Below are 16,790 nucleotides of genomic sequence, written 5' to 3'. Positions count from 1 at the left end.
CAGTGTGGCACTTATGTGTGGGAGGTATGCAGCCAGCCGTAGGCCCGAGGATCTCGCCGGGCTGTTCCAGGTCGAGAAGTGGGAACCGGAGGAGACTCTGGCACCCGACTGGAACGTGGCCCCGACCAAGGAGGTCTACGCGATCCTCGAACGTCCTGTGAAGGACGCGGCGGACCGGCGTCCGGTTCGGCAGATGCGCGCGTTGAAGTGGGGCCTGGTGCCGTCGTGGGCCAAGTCGCCCGAGGGCGCGGCCCGGATGATCAACGCGCGGGCGGAGACGGTGCACGAGAAGCCCGCGTTCCGCAGGCCCTTCCTCTCGCGCCGCTGCATCCTGCCGGCCGACGGCTATTACGAGTGGGTGACCGGGACCGGCGAGCGGGAGCTGGAGGTCGAGGGGAAGAAGAAGCGCCCGCGGAAGCAGCCGTACTTCGTGACCCCGGCGGACGGCTCGGTGTTCGCGATGGCGGGCCTGTACGAGTTCTGGCGCGACCGGACGCTGCCGGACGACCATCCGCAGGCGTGGTGGGTGACGTGCTCCGTGATCACCACGGAGGCGGAGAAGGGGCCGCTGGGTGTCGCGCCCGCCGAGGGGCCGCGGTCGCTGTCCGACATCCACCCGCGCATGCCGCTGATGCTGACGTCGGACCGCTGGGACGCGTGGCTGGACCCGACGACGACGAACCCCGACGAGGTCCGGGAGCTGCTGGCGGCGCCGCCGGAGGGGCTGATGCGGGCGTATGCGGTGACGACGGCGGTCAGCAATGTGCGCAACAACGGGCCGGAGCTGCTGGAGGAACTGTCGGGCCCGGAGGAGCCGGTGCTGTTCTGACCCCGCGGGACCCTTTCCCCACCCCACCCCGCCCCTTCCCGAACCGGGGCTCCGCCCCGGGCCCCGCTGCCCCTGCCGGGCGCCTGCATCGGGGCTCCGCCCCGGACCCGCTGGGGCCTGCTGGGCGCGTGCTTTGGGACTTCGTCCCGGACCCGGCTGGGCCCTGTGGGGCGCTTGCCGGGCGCATGCTTCGGGGTTTCGCTCCGGATCCCGATGGGCCTTGCGGGCGCTTTGGGGCTTCGGCCCCGGATCCCGCTGCGCCCTGCCGGGCGCAAAGGGCCTTCGTCCCGGGCCCGGCTGCGTCCTGCCGGGCGTACTTCGGGGCTCCGCCTCGGCGTCGGGCGGGCTCCCGGCTCGGACCCGGCGGCGCCCTGCGCCCAGTCGGGCGCGGGACCCCGGGCTCCGGCCCGGCGGGGCCGTGCGGGCTTCGGGCGGGGCAAGCTCCGCCGGCCCGTCCCGGAGCGGGGGCTTCACCTCCGTCCCCGGACCGGCTTCGCGGCGGAGAATGGGGGGATGGAGCGGAAAGAGATCATCGAGGTCGCCGGCGGAGACGCACGCGTCACCTGGTTCGGGGCGAAGCGGGCGTGGCTCGTTCTGGCGCTCGGGCATGGGGCCGGGGGCGGGGTCGAGGCGCGGGACCTGCGGGCCGTCGCCGGGGCACTGCCCGGGCACGGCGTCACCGTCGCCCTCGTCGAGCAGCCCTGGCGCGTCGCCGGCAAGAAGGTCGCCCCCGCGCCGAAGGCGCTCGACGCCTCGTGGCGCGGCGTGTGGCCCGCCCTGGAGAAGGCGGGGCTGCCCGTCGTGGCCGGCGGCCGCAGCGCCGGGGCGCGGGTCGCCTGCCGGACGGCCGCCGAGCTCGGCGCCGCGGGCGTGCTCGCGCTGAGTTTTCCGCTGCATCCGCCCGGCCGCCCCGAGAAGTCCCGCGCGGACGAACTGCTGGGCGCGGGCGTGCCCACCCTCGTCGTCCAGGGCGGCAACGACCCCTTCGGCAAGCCCGGGGAGTTCCCCGACGGGCCGTACGAACTCGTCGAAGTACCGCTGGGGGATCACGGGTTCGCCGTGCCGAAGCGGGCCGGCATCGCGGAGTCCGAGACCCTCGCCACGATCACCGGCGCTGTGACGCAGTGGACGGCCGCACTCCGGGAATGAGTCGCGGATGGGCACTGTTGAGGCGGGTGTCAGTACAGAGCATGGAGTAGGGAGTCCGCCGCATGGGTACGACCTTCTGCCCGACAGCCGAGCGCGCCACCGGGTTGGACTGGACGGTGCTCTCGCAGGGCAAGAGCGGGCCGGTTCCGGCGGTGGGCGCTGAGAATCGGCAGGCCCCGTCGCAGCATGGTCGACTATTCTCCGAATCGAGGAGCGGGTCCGGTTTCGGTTCCGCCACAGCGTTGGAGGAGGTGGGTGCGGTCACTGGGACCGACGCAGGGACCGACGACGGCCGGGCGGAGCAGTCCGAGGAGACGGCCGCCGAGCGCAATGCCCGTTTCGAGCGGGACGCTCTCGGCTACCTCGACCAGATGTACTCGGCCGCGCTGCGCATGACGCGCAACCCTGCCGATGCCGAGGATCTCGTGCAGGAGACGTATGCCAAGGCGTACGGCTCGTTCCACCAGTTCCGTGAGGGCACCAACCTCAAGGCGTGGATGTACCGGATCCTCACGAACACCTTCATCAACTCCTACCGCAAGAAGCAGCGCGAGCCGCAGCGCAGCGCTGCGGAGGAGATCGAGGACTGGCAGCTCGCGCGCGCCGAGTCGCACATGTCGACGGGGCTGCGTTCCGCGGAGTCGCAGGCCCTCGATCATCTGCCGGATTCGGATGTGAAGGAAGCCCTTCAGGCGATCCCCGAAGAGTTCCGTATCGCGGTCTATCTCGCCGACGTAGAGGGCTTTGCGTACAAGGAGATCGCGGACATCATGGGAACACCCATCGGTACGGTGATGTCCCGCCTGCACCGCGGCCGCCGCCAGCTGCGCGGCATGCTGGAGGACTACGCCCGCGAGCGCGGGCTCGTCCCGGCCGGTGCGGGGGAGTCGAACGACGCGAAAGGCTCGGGCTCATGAGCTGCGGAGAGCCGCACGAGACGGACTGCTCTGAGGTCCTGGACCATCTCTACGAGTTCCTCGATCACGAGATGCCCGACAGTGACTGCACCAAGTTCGAGGTGCACTTCGAGGAGTGCTCCCCGTGCCTCGAGAAGTACGGCCTGGAGCAGGCGGTGAAGAAGCTGGTGAAGCGGTGCTGCGGGCATGACGACGTGCCCAGCGACCTGCGGGCCAAGGTCATGGGGCGGATCGACCTGATCCGTTCCGGACAGGCCGTGCCCGACCAGGACGTGGCGGCGGCACAGGAGTAGCCCCGCCGGACACACAGGCAGAGGCCGAGGCGCGTCGCGGATCGTGGCGCGCCTCACGCGTTGCCGTGATGTTCACCCGTCCGTGCGAACGGATCCCGTACGGCCGCCCCTCCTCTCTCCTCTCGCTAGCGTGTGTCGCTGGAGTCGAGGAGGGTGCGGGGCAGTGACGGCCATACCGAAGGCGGCGCACGCCTTCATCGCGAGTGCCGTCCTCGGCGCCGCGGTCTGCGCGGCCCCGGCCGTGACGGCCCCCGCGGTGCCCTGGACCGCGGTCGTGCTGCTGGCCACCCTCTACGCGGTGTGCGAGACGCCCGCCCGCTTCCGCCTCGGCCACGCACCGCCCGTCGGGGCCGGCTCGTTCTTCCCCGTACTGCTGGCGGCCGCCTTCCTGCTGCCTGCCGCGGCCGCCGCGCTCGTCCCCGTCCCGGGTGCGCTCATCGGCCGGGCCGGCCGGCCGGCGCCGGGGGCACGCCGCGTCTGGCGTGCCGCCCAGCTGGCGCTCTCGACCTGGGCCGCGGCCAGCGCGTACCGGCTCGCCGGCGGTGAAAAGGGCCTGGCCGCCCCCGACTTCCCGTCCGTGCTGGTGCACGCGCTCGCCGGGGCGCTCGCTTTCTGCCTGGCGGTCAGCGCGCTCGACGGCGGCATCCGCGCGACGGCGGAACGCCTGCCGCTGCGCCGGGCCGGGCGGGCGCTGCTGCCCGCGTCACCGGCCGCGTACTGCGTGCACGGTCTCGCCGGTCTGATGACGGCCGTCCTGTGGCGCAGCCCCTACGGGCCGGTGTCCGCGCTGTTCGTCCTGCTGCCCATGTACATCTCCAGCTGGATGTTCGCCCAGTACCACCGCGAACGCGCGGCCCACCAGGCGACGATCCGCGCCCTCGTCCAGGCCGTCGACATCAAGGACCGCTACACCCGCGGTCACAGCGAGCGGGTAGGCCAGGCCTCCGTGCTGATCGCGCGCGAGCTGAGCATGGCGGACGAGCGGCTGGAACTGCTCCGGTTCGCCGGCATCCTGCACGACGTGGGCAAGCTCGGCGTGCCCACGCGCGTGCTGCGCAAGGACGGGCCGCTGACGCCCGAGGAGCGGCGCGTGATCGAGCTGCATCCGGAGTACGGGCACGAGATGGTGCGCGGCATCGGCTTCCTGGGCGAGGCGCGGGCGGCCGTCCTGCACCCCACGAGCGGCTGGACGGCAGCGGCTACCCGTACGGGCTCGCCGGTGACCAGATCCCCGAGTTCGCGCGCGTGGTGGCGGTCGCGGACGCGTTCGACGCGATGACCTCGACCCGCTCCTACCGGCGGGCCCGGCCGGTCGCGGCGGCCCTGGAGGAGCTGGAGCGCTGCGCGGGGACGCAGTTCGACCCGCGGATGGTGGCCGCGCTGGTGCGGGCGCTGGAACGCGAGGGCTGGGAGACGGCTGTCACCTCCGACGAGGCGGCGCCGGCGGGGCCGCCGCGGGAGGAGACGCCATCCGGCCCGCACCGGGTGCGCACCGGATGACGGCCGCACTGCCGGACCGTGCGGTCGTCGCCGTGTACGCGGCCGCCGCCTGCGTCACCGTCGCCGCCCTCGGCCGGGTCGCCTGGCAGGGTCTGGCCGAGCCGGCGAACGCGCTCGCCTTCGGGATCTTCATCGCGGTGGGGGAGCTCGCGCGATGGGGGGCCGTGCCGGGGGCGGCGGGGGCGCTGCCCGCGGGGGAGAGGGCGTGGGGGAGAGAGCCCGCGCCGCTCGCGGCCGCCGGCGCCCTGGCGTACGCCCTGCTCGGCGAGTGCGCCGGGCGGCCCACCGGGCACGGCCCCCTCCAGGTCGTCGCCGTCGTCGTCGCGGGCACGCTCGCGGGAGCTGTACCGCACGTCGCGCGCGGGCGCGGACCGGGGCCGGACCATGTCGCCCGGCGGGTGCTGACCGTCGGGTTCGCCGCGGTGTGCTTCCAGCCGCTGTACAACTCCGGCGCGCTGGAACACCGCATCGGGCACGGCCCCTTCCACGCCCTGTTCCTGCTGGTGCTGCTCGTGCTCACCCTCCTGTGCGACGCCGTACTGGCGGCGGTCCTCCTGGCGGCCCGTCCCGGGGACCCGTACGGGCCGCTGCTGCGCGACGAACTGCGCGCGCTGCCCGGCATAGGGTCGGCCGTCTGCGCGACTGGTGCCGTGATGGCGCTCGCGGTCGCGGTCGCCGGACTGTGGGCGCTGCCCGTCTTCTGCGTACCGCTGCTGCTGACCCAGTTGTCGTTCCGCAGGTACGCCGCGGTGCGCACGACCTACCGCCAGACCATCGCCTCCCTGGCCCGGGCCACCGAGATCGCCGGCTACACCCCGCCCGGCCACGCCCGCCGGGTCGCCGCCCTCAGCACCGCCGTGGGCCGGGAGATGCGGCTGTCCGGGCCCGAGCTGACGGTGCTGGAATACGCGGCCCTCATGCACGACATCGGACAGCTGTCCCTGGTCGACCCCGTGCCGGACGGGGCCACGGCCGTGCTCCCTGCCGCAGAGCAGCGCCGTATCGCGCTGCTCGGCGGGGCGGTCGTCCGCCGGACCGGGGTGCCGCCCGCCGTCGCGGCCGTGGTGGAGCAGCAGGCCGACCCCTACCGCGAGCAGTCCGTGCCCGCGCGGATCGTCCGCACCGTGAACGCGTACGAGGACCTCGCGCAGGGAAGCGGAAGAAGTGCGGGCGGAGCGCTCACGGCACTGGAGCGGCTGCGCCTCGGCACGGGCCACGACTACGAGCCCACGGTCGTGGAATCCCTGGCGAGAGTGCTTGCCAGAGGCGGTCTCGGACCGGTGCCGCCGGGGTAACCCATGGGTAATGAGCGAGCCTGCGACCGGGCATGGTTGGATGCGAAAGAAGGCACAGAAGCGGGCACTCAGGCATGCGTCCGGGACAGTCACCCGAGCGACCGGCAGGCGGGAATCGTGAGGATCTTCGGGAAGGTACGGCATCGGCCGTCCGCCTCTTGGCGGCAGGCCACGGACCGCGCGTTCACGCTGATCGGCGACGGCCGGTACGAGGACGCGGGCGCGCTGCTGACCAGGGCGGCTGATCTCGAGCCCTGGCTCTCGGAGTCCTGGTTCAACCTGGCGCTGCTGCACAAGTTCCGGCACGACTGGGAGCAGGCGCGGGCCGCGGGGCTGCGTGCCGTCGCCCTGCTGGACAAGGAGACCGGCGCCCCGGACTGGTGGAACGTCGGCATCGCCGCCACCGCCCTGCAGGACTGGCCGCTGGCCCGCCGCGCCTGGCAGGCGTACGGGCTGAAGGTGCCGGGCGCCGCCGTGGCGAACGGCGAGCCGGTCGGCATGGACCTCGGCAGCGCCGCCGTGCGGCTGTCGCCCGAGGGCGAGGCCGAGGTGGTCTGGGGCCGCAGGCTCGACCCGGCCCGGATAGAGGTGCTGTCCATCCCGCTGCCCTCGTCCGGGCGGCGCTGGGGCGAGGTGGTCCTGCACGACGGCGTGCCGCACGGTGAGCGGACGACCAGCGCGGGGCCCTCCTACCCCGTCTTCGACGAGATCGAGCTGTGGGCGCCCTCGCCCGTGCCGACCTGGGTGGTGCTGCTGGAGGCGGCGACCGAGACCGACCGGGACGCGCTGGAGAAGCTGGCCGCCGACGCCGGATTCGCGGCAGAGGACTGGTCGTCCTCCGTGCGGCTGCTGTGCCGGGCCTGTTCCGAGGGCGTGATGCCGAGCGCGGAGGGCGAGGGCGAGCACCTGGACCCGCACGACCACAGCGAACCGGGCCACCCGGGGCCGCTCGGCCACCGCACGGCGGGGGACCTGTGGTCGCCGGAGCGCGAGTGCGGTATCGCCGCGCCGGCCGGGCTCGTGCGCGGGCTGCTGGACGGCTGGGTCGCGGACAGCCCGGACAGCCGGGAATGGCGTGATCTGGAGGAAGTCTGCTGACTAGGGGCTGTCCGGCGGACCTTGGCCGGGGTCGCGACGCTCCCCCAGGGCTTCGCCTGGGGGTACCCCCAGGCGACGGGACCTCGCCGCGTTGCCGAAATGCCCGAATAGATCCGCTATCAGGGCATCTCGGCGCCTTGCGATGCGTCCCCTAGGCCCTGCGGGCCTGGGGAGACCCCATGCACCAGACGCCGCGACCTATCCGGCCCTGACCCGCCGGACAGCCCCTGCCCGTAGGCTGTACGGACACGTGAGTGACCGGGCACAGGGCCGGGATCGGTACCGAGAAGGGCGTACGGCTGACATGGCGTCGCAGCAGGAGACGGACCAGCAGGTGGACGACGGGTTCGTCGTGGACACGGAGAACTGTGAGGAGCGCGAGCGCGCGTACCGCGAGCGCGGTACCTCCCGCCCGATCACAGTCGTGGGCAACCCCGTGCTGCACAAGGAGTGCAAGGACGTCACCGAGTTCGACGACAAGCTCGCCGCCCTCATCGACGACATGTTCGCCAGCCAGCGCACGGCGGAGGGCGTCGGCCTCGCCGCGAACCAGATCGGCGTCGACCTGAAGGTCTTCGTCTACGACTGCCCCGACGACGAGGGCGTGCGCCATGTCGGCGTCGTGTGCAACCCGGTGCTGGAGGAACTGCCCCCGGAGCAGCGCAACCTCGACGACTCCAACGAGGGCTGCCTCTCCGTGCCGACGGCGTACGCCTCGCTGGCCCGCCCCGACTACGCGGTGGTGCGCGGGCAGGACGCCCAGGGCAACTCGATCAAGGTGCGCGGCACGGGCTACTTCGCCCGGTGCCTCCAGCACGAGACGGACCACCTGTACGGGTACCTGTACATCGACCGGCTCTCCAAGCGCGACCGCAAGGACGCCCTGAAGCAGATGGCCGAGGGCACCCCGCGCTACCCCGTGGTCGCCAACGACTGACCGGCACGATCCCGGAACTGGGCCCCGCTCGGTGCGAGCGGGGCCCCGGTACGTCACCCGCCCGTCATTGGGCCGACAAATGACGGTGGCCCGGGGGCTGTTGACGCGCGTCGACCGTCCCGCCAGTCTCTGCCGTGGACCGCTCTCACGGCTCTCATCGCAGGGAGACTTCATGCTGAGACGCACGGCACGGCTGTTGTTGTCTATTGTCATGCTCATGGTCGCAGGGCTCACCGGGGTCGTCGCCACCGCCGGCGCCGCCCAGGCCGACGACTGCTACACCTGGTCGCGCACCCTCTCGCAGGGCGCGTCCGGCGCCGACGTCACGCAGCTCCAGATCCGCGTGGCCGGCTACCCCGGATACGGCGGCGTCCTCGCCGTCGACGGCGACTACGGCCCGGCCACCACCGCCGCCGTCAAGCGCTTCCAGTCCGCCTACGGCCTCGCCGCGGACGGGGTCGCCGGATCCGCGACGTTCAGCAAGATCTACGCGCTCCAGGACAGCGACTGCACCCCGGCGCACTTCAGCTACGCCGAACTCAACGACTGCAACTCCACCTGGTCCGGCGGCGCGGTGAGCGCCACGACCGCCAAGTCCAACGCCCTGCGCACCATGTGGAAGCTGGAGGCCATGCGGCACGCGCTCGGGGACCAGCCCATCACCGTGACCAGCGGCTTCCGGTCGTACGCCTGCAACGAGGCGGTCGGCGGGGCGTCGAGCAGCCGCCACCTCTACGGCGACGCGGCCGACCTGGGCGCGGGCCCGCACTCGCTGTGCAAGCTGGCCCAGCAGGCCCGCTACCACGGTTTCAACGGCATCCTGGGGCCCGGCTACCCGGGCCACAACGACCACACGCACGTCGACCACCGCAGCAGCCGCTACTGGTCGGCTCCCAGCTGCGGCATCTGAGGACGGCCCGCGGCCCGCACCTCCCCCGTGCGAGGTGCGGGCCGCGGTCTGTTCCGCCTGGGGGCAGAACCCTGGATCGGAGTCCGTCGATTCAGAAGTCGTCGTCGAAGGCGACCGAGCCCTCCACCGCGACCTGGTACGCCGACGGGCGGCGCTCGAAGAAGTTCGTCAGCTCCTGGACGCCCTGAAGTTCCATGAAGGAGAACGGGTTCTCGGAGCCGTACACCGGGGCGAAGCCCAGCCGCGTCAGGCGCTGGTCGGCGACGCACTGGAGGTACTCGCGCATCGACTCGGTGTTCATGCCCGGCAGCCCCTCGCCGCACAGGTCCCGGCCGAACTGGAGCTCCGCCTCGACGGCCTCCTGGAGCATGTCCGTGACCTGCCGCCGCAGCTCGTCGTCGAACAGCTCCGGCTCCTCCTTGCGGACGGTGTCCACGACCTCGAAGGCGAAGTTCATGTGCATCGTCTCGTCGCGGAACACCCAGTTGGTGCCGGTCGCCAGGCCGTGCAGCAGACCGCGCGAGCGGAACCAGTAGACGTAGGCGAAGGCGCCGTAGAAGAACAGGCCCTCGATGCAGGCCGCGAAGCAGATCAGGTTGAGCAGGAAACGGCGGCGGTCGGCCTGCGTCTCCAGCCGCTCGATCTTCTCGACCGAGTCCATCCACCGGAAGCAGAACTGCGCCTTCTCGCGGATGGACGGGATGTTCTCGACCGCGGCGAAGGCCGCCGTGCGGTCCTCGGGATCGGGCAGGTACGTGTCGAGCAGCGTCAGATAGAACTGGACGTGCACGGCCTCCTCGAACAGCTGGCGCGACAGATACAGGCGCGCCTCCGGGGAGTTGATGTGCTTGTAGAGCGTGAGCACCAGGTTGTTGGCCACGATCGAGTCGCCCGTCGCGAAGAACGCGACCAGCCGGCCGATCATGTGCTGCTCGCCCGGGGAGAGCTTGGCCAGGTCCGCGACGTCGGAGTGGAGGTCGACCTCCTCCACGGTCCAGGTGTTCTTGATGGCGTCCCGGTAGCGCTCGTAGAAGTCCGGGTAGCGCATGGGACGCAGGGTCAGCTCGAAGCCCGGGTCGAGAAGGTTCTTTTCGGCAGAGCTCATTACTGGCAGGCCTCGCAGGACTCGGGGTTTTCCAGGGAGCAGGCGACGGCGTCGGGTTCGGCGGCCTGCTGCACGGGGATCGGGGTGGCGGACGCGGCACGGGCGATACGGGTCGCCGGGCGCGAGCGCAGGTAGTACGTCGTCTTCAGGCCCTGCTTCCAGGCGTACGCGTACATCGACGACAGCTTGCCGATCGTCGGCGTCTCCAGGAACAGGTTCAGCGACTGGGACTGGTCCAGGAACGGCGTACGGGCCGCCGCCATGTCGATCAGGCCGCGCTGCGGGATCTCCCACGCCGTCCGGTACAGCTCGCGCACCTCGGCCGGGATCCAGCCGAAGCCCTGCACCGAGCCGCTGGACTCGCGCAGTGCCTCGCGGGTCTGCGCGTCCCACACGCCGAGCTGCTTCAGCTCGTCCACCAGGTAGGAGTTGACCTGGAGGAACTCGCCGGACAGGGTCTCGCGCTTGAACAGGTTGGAGACCTGGGGCTCGATGCACTCGTAGACGCCCGCGATCGAGGCGATCGTCGCGGTCGGCGCGATGGCGAGGAGGAGCGAGTTGCGCATGCCGACCTCGGCGATGCGGGCGCGCAGCGCCTCCCAGCGCTCCGGCCAGTTCAGCTCCACGTCGTAGTGGTCCGGGTGCAGGACACCGCGGGCGGTGCGGGTCTTCTCCCAGGCCGGCAGCGGACCGCGGCGCTCGGCGAGGTCGCAGGACGCCTCGTACGCGGCGAGCATGATGCGCTCGGCGATGCGGGTGGACAGCGCCCGGGCCTCGGGCGAGTCGAAGGGCAGCCGCAGCTTGAAGAACACGTCCTGGAGGCCCATGGCCCCGAGGCCCACGGGCCGCCACTTGGCGTTGGAGCGCCCGGCCTGCTCGGTCGGGTAGAAGTTGATGTCGACGACCCGGTCGAGGAAGGTGACCGCGGTGCGCACGGTGGCGTCCAGCCGCTCCCAGGCAATCCCCCCGCCGTCGGCCCCCTGCTCGACGAAGGCGCCCAGGTTCACCGAGCCGAGGTTGCAGACGGCCGTCTCGCCGTCGTCGGTGACCTCCAGGATCTCCGTGCAGAGGTTGGAGGAGTGGACCGTGTGGCCGGGCTCCGCGGTCTGGTTCGCCGTACGGTTCGAGGCGTCCTTGAAGGTCATCCAGCCGTTGCCGGTCTGGGCGAGGGTGCGCATCATGCGGCCGTACAGGTCGCGCGCCGGGATCGTCTTGCGGGCCAGGCCCGCCGCCTCGGCCCTGCGGTAGGCGGCGTCGAACTCCTCGCCCCACAGGTCGACCAGCTCGGGCACGTCGGCCGGCGAGAACAGCGACCAGTCGGAGCCGGCCTCGACGCGCCGCATGAACTCGTCGGGGATCCAGTGCGCCAGGTTGAGGTTGTGCGTACGCCGGGCGTCCTCGCCGGTGTTGTCGCGCAGCTCCAGGAACTCCTCGATGTCCGCGTGCCACGTCTCCAGATAGATCGCCGCGGCGCCCTTGCGCCGGCCGCCCTGGTTCACGGCGGCGACCGAGGCGTCGAGCGTCTTGAGGAACGGGACGATGCCGTTCGAGTGCCCGTTGGTGCCGCGGATCAGCGAACCGCGGGCGCGGATACGGGAGTACGAGAGCCCGATGCCGCCCGCGTGCTTGGACAGCCGCGCCACCTGGTGGTAGCGGTCGTAGATCGAGTCGAGCTCGTCGAGCGGCGAGTCCAGCAGGTAGCAGGACGACATCTGCGGGTGGCGGGTGCCGGAGTTGAAGAGCGTGGGGGAGGAGGGGAGGTAGTCGAGCCGGCTCATCAGGCCGTACAGGTCGGCGACCTCGTCCACCGCGCGGACGGTGTCGTCCTCGGCGAGGCCGCAGGCGACGCGCAGCATGAAGTGCTGCGGCGTCTCGACGACCTGACGGCTCAGCGGGTGGCGCAGCAGATAGCGGCTGTAGAGCGTGCGCAGACCGAAGTAGCCGAACCGGTCGTCCGCGGCCGGGTCGACGAGCGCGTCCAGCCGGTCCGCGTGCAGCGCCACGAAGGCGGCCGTGCGGTCGGAGATCAGGCCCTCGCGGTGCCCGACGGCGACGGAGGCGGAGAACGCCACGGCGCCCTGGCCGGCCGCCTCGTCCGCGATCGTGCGGGTCAGCAGCCGGGCGGCGAGACGGGAGTAGACCGGGTCCTCGGAGATCAGACCGGCGGCGGCGTCGGTGGCGAGGGCGCGCAGTTCGGCCTCGTCCGACCCGGCGTGCCGCCCGCGCAGCGCGGCGGCGGCGACCCGGCCGGGGTCGGCGTCGGGCAGATCGGCCGTCAGGTCCGTGAGGGTCCGCAGCAGATCAGATCCGCGGCCCGAAGGGCCTCCGTTGAGGGCGGTGGTGGGAGACGGGTGGGCGGTGCCGGGGCCGTCGGTGGTCTGTTCCGCGATACCTGAAGCCGGATCGGCTGGCGCGATGGTCATGTGGTGCTCTCCCTCGCTCGGCTCTGGGCCGGCGGGGAGGCGGGGGCCGATGCAGGGGCGGGCCCGCTCACGGGCAGCACGGTGCACGGCGTCCACCGGCCCAACCGCGAGGCCCGGACGTCTCGGCACCCGGTTCGGTCGAGCCGGGTGCACCGTCGGCAGGTCCTCGGACTTGTCGGATACGGCAAAGCGCACCGGATCACACCGTTGCGGGACAGTTCCGGATTCGCACCGGATTCCCCTGCGGCGACAGCGAGCACGAGCATACATGTGGGGGCCGAGAGTTGGCGCACCCCCCACATGTTGTGTCCCGCAGGATCAGAGGTCGAGTGCGTACGTCAGCAGCGTCAGGTTCGGGACCGGGCTCCAGTCCCGCTCCGGGGTGCGGACGAAGCCCAGCCGTTCGTATATCCGGTGTGCCGCGTGCATCGCGGGCTGGGTCGACAGGACCACGCGCCGGCATCCGGGCACGGTCCGCGCCCGCTCCACACAGGCGCGCACCAGTGCCTCGCCCGCCCCGCGGCCGCGCGCCGCCTCGGCGACCGCCAGCGTGCGGAACTCGGCCTCGCCGGGGCCGGCGACATCGGCGTACGGACCGCCGGAGGGGACGAACGCCACCCCGCCGAACAGCGTGCCCGAACCGCCCACGGCCACGTACACCTCCGTGCCCGCGGCACGGCCCGCCACATCCCTCAGCACCCGAAGGTACGGGTCGTCCTCGCCGAACTCGAGCAGCCCGCCGCGCAGATACGCCTGCGCGGTCAGCTCACCGAGCTCCTCGTACTCTCCCGGTTCGATGCGCCTGATCGTGATGTCCATGCCCGGCAGTGTGCATCAGAGCACGGCGAAGGGCCGCCGCATTTCCCGGGCGGGAGATGCGGCGGCCCTTCGGCCGGGAACGGGTCAGTGACCGCCGGGAGCGCCCGCCGTGGCCGGCGGGAGCTCCACCTTGACGCCCGGGTCGCCCGCGTCCGCCGTGTAGTCGGACGGGCTGGTCTCGTCGACGCCGTCGGGGGCCTTGGCCGCCCTGAGGACGACGGTGAGCACCACGGTGACGACGAGGTTCAGCACGAACGCGGTGAGGCCGATGTAGCCGATCTCGCCGATGCCGGGGATCTCGGCCGACGAGCCGCCGAAGTGCTTCTGGGTCGGGCTCGCCACGCCGTACGCGGCGGCCGTGCCGTAGATCATGCCGACCGCCCAGCCGGCGATGAGCGCCCAGCGGTGGAACCAGCGGGTGAACAGGCCGCCCACCAGGGCCGGGAACGTCTGCAGGATCCAGATGCCGCCCAGCAGCTGGAAGTTGATCGCCACGGTCTTGTCCATGGTGAGGACGAAGACCAGGGCACCGACCTTGACCAGCAGCGAGACCAGCTTGGAGACCTTGGTCTCCTGTGCCGGGGTCGCGTCGGGCTTGAGGAAGTCCTTGTAGATGTTCCGGGTGAACAGGTTGGCCGCGGCGATCGACATGATGGCCGCGGGGACCAGCGCGCCGATGCCGATCGCGGCGAACGCGACGCCCGCGAACCAGTCCGGGAACATGTTCTCGAACAGCTGCGGAATGGCCAGCTGACCGTTGGTCACCTTCACACCCGCCGCGATCGCCATGAAGCCGAGCAGCGCCAGCAGGCCCAGCATCAGCGAGTACAGCGGCAGGATCGTGGTGTTGCGGCGGATCACCTCACGGCTGCGCGAGGACAGCGTCGCCGTGATGGAGTGCGGGTACATGAACAGCGCGAGCGCCGAGCCGAGCGCCAGCGTGGCGTAGCCCCACTGGCCCATCTCGCCGGGCACCAGCGCACCGCGCGGCTTGTCGGTCGCCGGGTTGATCTGGCTGTACGCCTCGCCGGCCTTGGCGAAGATGTCGTCGAAGCCGCCCAGCTTGATCGGGATGTAGATGATCGCCACCGCGATGACGATGTAGATCAGCGTGTCCTTGACGAAGGCGATGAGCGCCGGGGCGCGCAGGCCGGAGGAGTACGTGTAGGCCGCGAGCACACCGAAGGCGATCAGCAGCGGCAGGTCCTTGATGAACCAGTTGGTGTCCTCGCCGCCGCCGACGCCCATGACGTCGAGCACGGCCTGGATGCCGACCAGCTGGAGGGCGATGTACGGCATGGTGGCGAGGATGCCGGTGACGGCGACCGCCAGGGACAGGCCCTTGGAGCCGAAGCGTCCGCGGACGAAGTCCGAGGTCGTGACGTAGCCGTGCTTGTGCGACACCGACCACAGGCGCGGCAGGAAGGTGAAGATCAGCGGGTAGACGAGGATCGTGTAGGGCACGGCGAAGAAGCCGGCCGCGCCCGCCGCGTAGATGGCCGCCGGAACGGCGACGAAGGTGTACGCGGTGTACAGGTCGCCGCCGAGCAGGAACCAGGTCACCCAGGTGCCGAACGATCTGCCGCCGAGGCCCCATTCGTCGAGGCTGTTCTCGTTCTCGGCCTTGCGCCAGCGCGCGGCCAGGAAGCCCATGACCGTCACGGCCACGAAGAAGAAGATGAAGACGCCGAGTGCGACGCCGTTGACGCCGTCCTTCATCGGGACGCACCCCCCTTGCGTGAGCGCTGGTCACGCTGCCACAGCTTGTAAGCGATCATCGTCAGCGCTGTCGACACCAGGACCCAGAGCATCTGGTACCAGTAGAAGAACGGCATGCCGATGAACGTCGGCTCGACCTTCGCGTAGGAACCGACCCAGAGCATCGCCACGAACGGCGCGAAGAGGCAGAGGGCGATGATCACGCGCACCGGTGTGACGACCGGTTGTTTCGCTTCGGGCGCTTCAGGCGCGTCCGGTGCCTCGGGCACTGCTGACATGCGGCTCCGTCCCCTCACTGGTCACCTGTGTAATGCGCAGGAAATGTAGGCGAGCCGTCCGAGCCTCGTCACCCCCCGTCCGCATATCGGTACGGCAACGACTTCACGCCACGGCTGCGCAAAACATGACATGGCGTCGCAACCCGCTGCGACGCCATGCCGGACACCCTGTCAGGTGAGGGACTACGGGCCCGCCCGGACCGCGACGCGGGCCGGTTCCGGGTCCGGGGGTCCGCCTCAGTCGTTCGGCCGCTTGAGCCTCGCCACGCTGTGCTTTCCCGGGGGCAACCCCCGGACCCCCGGCCGGTTCCGGGCCTGGGGTCCGCGTCAGTCGTTCGGCCGCTTGAGCCTCGCCACGAACTTGTAGCGGTCGCCGCGGTACACCGAGCGCACCCACTCCACCGGTTCGCCCTGGGCGTCCAGCGAGTGGCGCGAGAGCATCAGCATCGGCAGGCCCACGTCCGTGCCGAGCAGGCCCGCCTCGCGCGGCGTGGCGAGCGACGTCTCGATCGTCTCCTCGGCCTCGGCGAGATGGACGTCGTAGACCTCCGCGAGGGCGGTGTAGAGCGAGGTGTACTTGACGAGCGAGCGGCGCAGCGCGGGGAAGCGCTTGGCCGACAGGTGCGTGGTCTCGATCGCCATGGGCTCGCCGCTGGCCAGCCGCAGGCGCTCGATGCGCAGCACCCGCCCGCCCGTCGAGATGTCGAGCAGCCCGGCGAGGGTGTCGTCGGCTGTGACGTACCCGATGTCCAGCAGCTGGGACGTGGGTTCCAGGCCCTGGGCCCGCATGTCCTCGGTGTACGAGGTGAGCTGGAGCGCCTGGGAGACCTTGGGCTTGGCGACGAAGGTGCCCTTGCCCTGGATGCGCTCCAGCCGCCCCTCGACGACGAGCTCCTGGAGCGCCTGCCGCACGGTCGTGCGGGACGTGTCGAACTCGGCGGCGAGTGTGCGCTCAGGCGGCACCGGGGTGCCGGGCGGCAGTGTCTCGGTCATGTCGAGCAAGTGCCGCTTCAGCCGGTAGTACTTGGGCACGCGCGCGGTACGGGTGCCTGCTGCCCCGCTCTCGGCTTCGGTGCCGGCCCCGTCCGTGGTCATGACCCGCCTTCCCGACTGCTGCGCTCCTGCCGTCACCGGCTCCTCCGTCTCCAGGCCCTGTCCGGACCCAGGCCCTGTCCGGCCGATCTTGCCGGGCTCGCGTGCCCTGGTGCGCACGCTCGCTGCGTTGTCGTCATTCGCCGACGCTCCGCGTCGACTCAATCCTCCGCCTTGCGATCGCACGCACCAGACCCCGCTCGCTGATCCGGCCTGATCGACCGGACAGGACCTAGCGGCTCACATGGTGGCACGGACCGGTCACGGGTCGTCGCCCTCCCTCAGGTGTCGGTCCGATAACGGACCCGACTGCCCTTCTTATACACCCTTGACACCCCTAAAGGTCTAGGCCAAGCTCCCGGTACTGGTCTAAACCATTAAAGATCAGATCCCGGCCCCAGGGCAGAATCCGGCGCGCCACCGTCA

General features: G+C 71.4%; 14 protein-coding genes, 1 pseudogene and 1 riboswitch. Of the genes and pseudogenes, 9 read left to right on the top strand and 6 right to left on the bottom strand.

The annotated features are described in order from the left end of the window. The first annotated feature begins 13 nt into the window (after nt 1-13). The 9 genes and pseudogenes from ACF08N_RS18525 (at nt 14) to ACF08N_RS18485 (ending at nt 8,928) form a co-directional block, all read left to right on the top strand. Nucleotides 14-829, top strand: a complete 816-nt coding sequence (locus ACF08N_RS18525) for an SOS response-associated peptidase (RefSeq protein ID WP_392325706.1) — start codon at nt 14-16, stop codon at nt 827-829. Nucleotides 830-1,342: 513 nt separating this feature from the next. Then, nucleotides 1,343-1,978 (top strand): alpha/beta family hydrolase, encoded by a 636-nt coding sequence (locus tag ACF08N_RS18520; RefSeq protein WP_392325675.1) that lies wholly within the window; start codon nt 1,343-1,345, stop codon nt 1,976-1,978. A 251-nt stretch (nt 1,979-2,229) separates the two neighbouring features. Continuing rightward, complete coding sequence (locus ACF08N_RS18515) at nt 2,230-2,895, top strand: sigma-70 family RNA polymerase sigma factor (RefSeq protein ID WP_177152923.1); 666 nt, start codon at nt 2,230-2,232, stop codon at nt 2,893-2,895. Beyond that, nucleotides 2,892-3,188, top strand: a complete 297-nt coding sequence (gene rsrA / locus ACF08N_RS18510; RefSeq protein WP_392325674.1) for a mycothiol system anti-sigma-R factor — start codon at nt 2,892-2,894, stop codon at nt 3,186-3,188. Before ACF08N_RS18515 ends, rsrA begins: the two co-directional genes overlap by 4 nt. 163 nt (nt 3,189-3,351) lie before the next feature. Then, a pseudogene (locus ACF08N_RS18505) lies at nt 3,352-4,688 on the top strand (HD-GYP domain-containing protein). After that, nucleotides 4,685-5,983 (top strand): HD-GYP domain-containing protein, encoded by a 1,299-nt coding sequence (locus ACF08N_RS18500; RefSeq protein ID WP_392325673.1) that lies wholly within the window; start codon nt 4,685-4,687, stop codon nt 5,981-5,983. Before ACF08N_RS18505 ends, ACF08N_RS18500 begins: the two are co-directional and overlap by 4 nt. Before the next feature lie 117 nt (nt 5,984-6,100). Continuing rightward, on the top strand, nt 6,101-7,081 hold the full coding sequence (locus ACF08N_RS18495; protein WP_392325672.1) for a tetratricopeptide repeat protein: 981 nt from the start codon (nt 6,101-6,103) through the stop codon (nt 7,079-7,081). 304 nt (nt 7,082-7,385) lie between these two features. Next, nucleotides 7,386-8,018: a peptide deformylase gene (gene def, locus ACF08N_RS18490; RefSeq protein WP_392325671.1), complete on the top strand. Its 633-nt coding sequence runs from the start codon at nt 7,386-7,388 to the stop codon at nt 8,016-8,018. Between the two features lie 172 nt (nt 8,019-8,190). Continuing rightward, nucleotides 8,191-8,928: a D-Ala-D-Ala carboxypeptidase family metallohydrolase gene (locus ACF08N_RS18485; protein ID WP_392325670.1), complete on the top strand. Its 738-nt coding sequence runs from the start codon at nt 8,191-8,193 to the stop codon at nt 8,926-8,928. 91 nt (nt 8,929-9,019) lie between these two features. Here the strand turns inward: ACF08N_RS18485 and ACF08N_RS18480 are convergent, their stop codons facing one another. The 6 genes from ACF08N_RS18480 to ACF08N_RS18455 form a co-directional block, all read right to left on the bottom strand. Next, nucleotides 9,020-10,033 carry a ribonucleotide-diphosphate reductase subunit beta gene (locus ACF08N_RS18480; protein ID WP_392325669.1) on the bottom strand — a complete coding sequence of 338 codons (1,014 nt, stop codon included), beginning with the start codon at nt 10,031-10,033 and terminating at the stop codon, nt 9,020-9,022. Next, on the bottom strand, nt 10,033-12,456 hold the full coding sequence (locus ACF08N_RS18475) for a ribonucleoside-diphosphate reductase subunit alpha (RefSeq protein ID WP_392325668.1): 2,424 nt from the start codon (nt 12,454-12,456) through the stop codon (nt 10,033-10,035). The genes ACF08N_RS18480 and ACF08N_RS18475 overlap by 1 nt, the downstream gene beginning before the upstream one ends. Nucleotides 12,457-12,595: 139 nt before the next feature. Further along, nucleotides 12,596-12,739: riboswitch (cobalamin riboswitch) on the bottom strand. 35 nt (nt 12,740-12,774) lie between these two features. Beyond that, entirely contained in the window at nt 12,775-13,275 is a 501-nt protein-coding gene (locus ACF08N_RS18470) for a GNAT family N-acetyltransferase (protein ID WP_392325667.1), read from the bottom strand. An 84-nt stretch (nt 13,276-13,359) separates the two neighbouring features. Beyond that, complete coding sequence (gene mctP / locus ACF08N_RS18465; RefSeq protein ID WP_392325666.1) at nt 13,360-14,994, bottom strand: monocarboxylate uptake permease MctP; 1,635 nt, start codon at nt 14,992-14,994, stop codon at nt 13,360-13,362. Further along, a complete protein-coding gene (locus ACF08N_RS18460) occupies nt 14,991-15,272 on the bottom strand; it encodes a DUF3311 domain-containing protein (RefSeq protein WP_392325665.1) in 282 nt (93 codons plus the stop codon). Before ACF08N_RS18460 ends, mctP begins: the two co-directional genes overlap by 4 nt. Before the next feature lie 327 nt (nt 15,273-15,599). Continuing rightward, nucleotides 15,600-16,367: a GntR family transcriptional regulator gene (locus ACF08N_RS18455; RefSeq protein ID WP_392325664.1), complete on the bottom strand. Its 768-nt coding sequence runs from the start codon at nt 16,365-16,367 to the stop codon at nt 15,600-15,602. Between the last annotated feature and the right edge of the window lie 423 nt (nt 16,368-16,790).

It is taken from the genome of Streptomyces sp. NPDC015127 (assembly GCF_043080095.1).
Classification (GTDB): Bacteria; Actinomycetota; Actinomycetes; order Streptomycetales; family Streptomycetaceae; genus Streptomyces.
Note: the sequence above shows the minus strand (reverse complement) of the source record. Positions and strands in the feature narration are given on the sequence as shown.

What these genes read in the sequence shown, in the direction of transcription:
- ACF08N_RS18455 (WP_392325664.1), bottom strand. Translation starts at nt 16,367, where the DNA reads ATGACCACGGACGGGGCCGGCACCGAAGCCGAGAGCGGGGCAGCAGGC.
- ACF08N_RS18520 (WP_392325675.1), top strand. Translation starts at nt 1,343, where the DNA reads ATGGAGCGGAAAGAGATCATCGAGGTCGCCGGCGGAGACGCACGCGTC.
- def (WP_392325671.1), top strand. Translation starts at nt 7,386, where the DNA reads ATGGCGTCGCAGCAGGAGACGGACCAGCAGGTGGACGACGGGTTCGTC.
- ACF08N_RS18475 (WP_392325668.1), bottom strand. Translation starts at nt 12,456, where the DNA reads ATGACCATCGCGCCAGCCGATCCGGCTTCAGGTATCGCGGAACAGACC.
- ACF08N_RS18485 (WP_392325670.1), top strand. Translation starts at nt 8,191, where the DNA reads ATGCTGAGACGCACGGCACGGCTGTTGTTGTCTATTGTCATGCTCATG.
- ACF08N_RS18500 (WP_392325673.1), top strand. Translation starts at nt 4,685, where the DNA reads ATGACGGCCGCACTGCCGGACCGTGCGGTCGTCGCCGTGTACGCGGCC.
- ACF08N_RS18480 (WP_392325669.1), bottom strand. Translation starts at nt 10,033, where the DNA reads ATGAGCTCTGCCGAAAAGAACCTTCTCGACCCGGGCTTCGAGCTGACC.
- ACF08N_RS18460 (WP_392325665.1), bottom strand. Translation starts at nt 15,272, where the DNA reads ATGTCAGCAGTGCCCGAGGCACCGGACGCGCCTGAAGCGCCCGAAGCG.
- mctP (WP_392325666.1), bottom strand. Translation starts at nt 14,994, where the DNA reads ATGAAGGACGGCGTCAACGGCGTCGCACTCGGCGTCTTCATCTTCTTC.
- ACF08N_RS18470 (WP_392325667.1), bottom strand. Translation starts at nt 13,275, where the DNA reads ATGGACATCACGATCAGGCGCATCGAACCGGGAGAGTACGAGGAGCTC.
- ACF08N_RS18525 (WP_392325706.1), top strand. Translation starts at nt 14, where the DNA reads ATGTGTGGGAGGTATGCAGCCAGCCGTAGGCCCGAGGATCTCGCCGGG.
- rsrA (WP_392325674.1), top strand. Translation starts at nt 2,892, where the DNA reads ATGAGCTGCGGAGAGCCGCACGAGACGGACTGCTCTGAGGTCCTGGAC.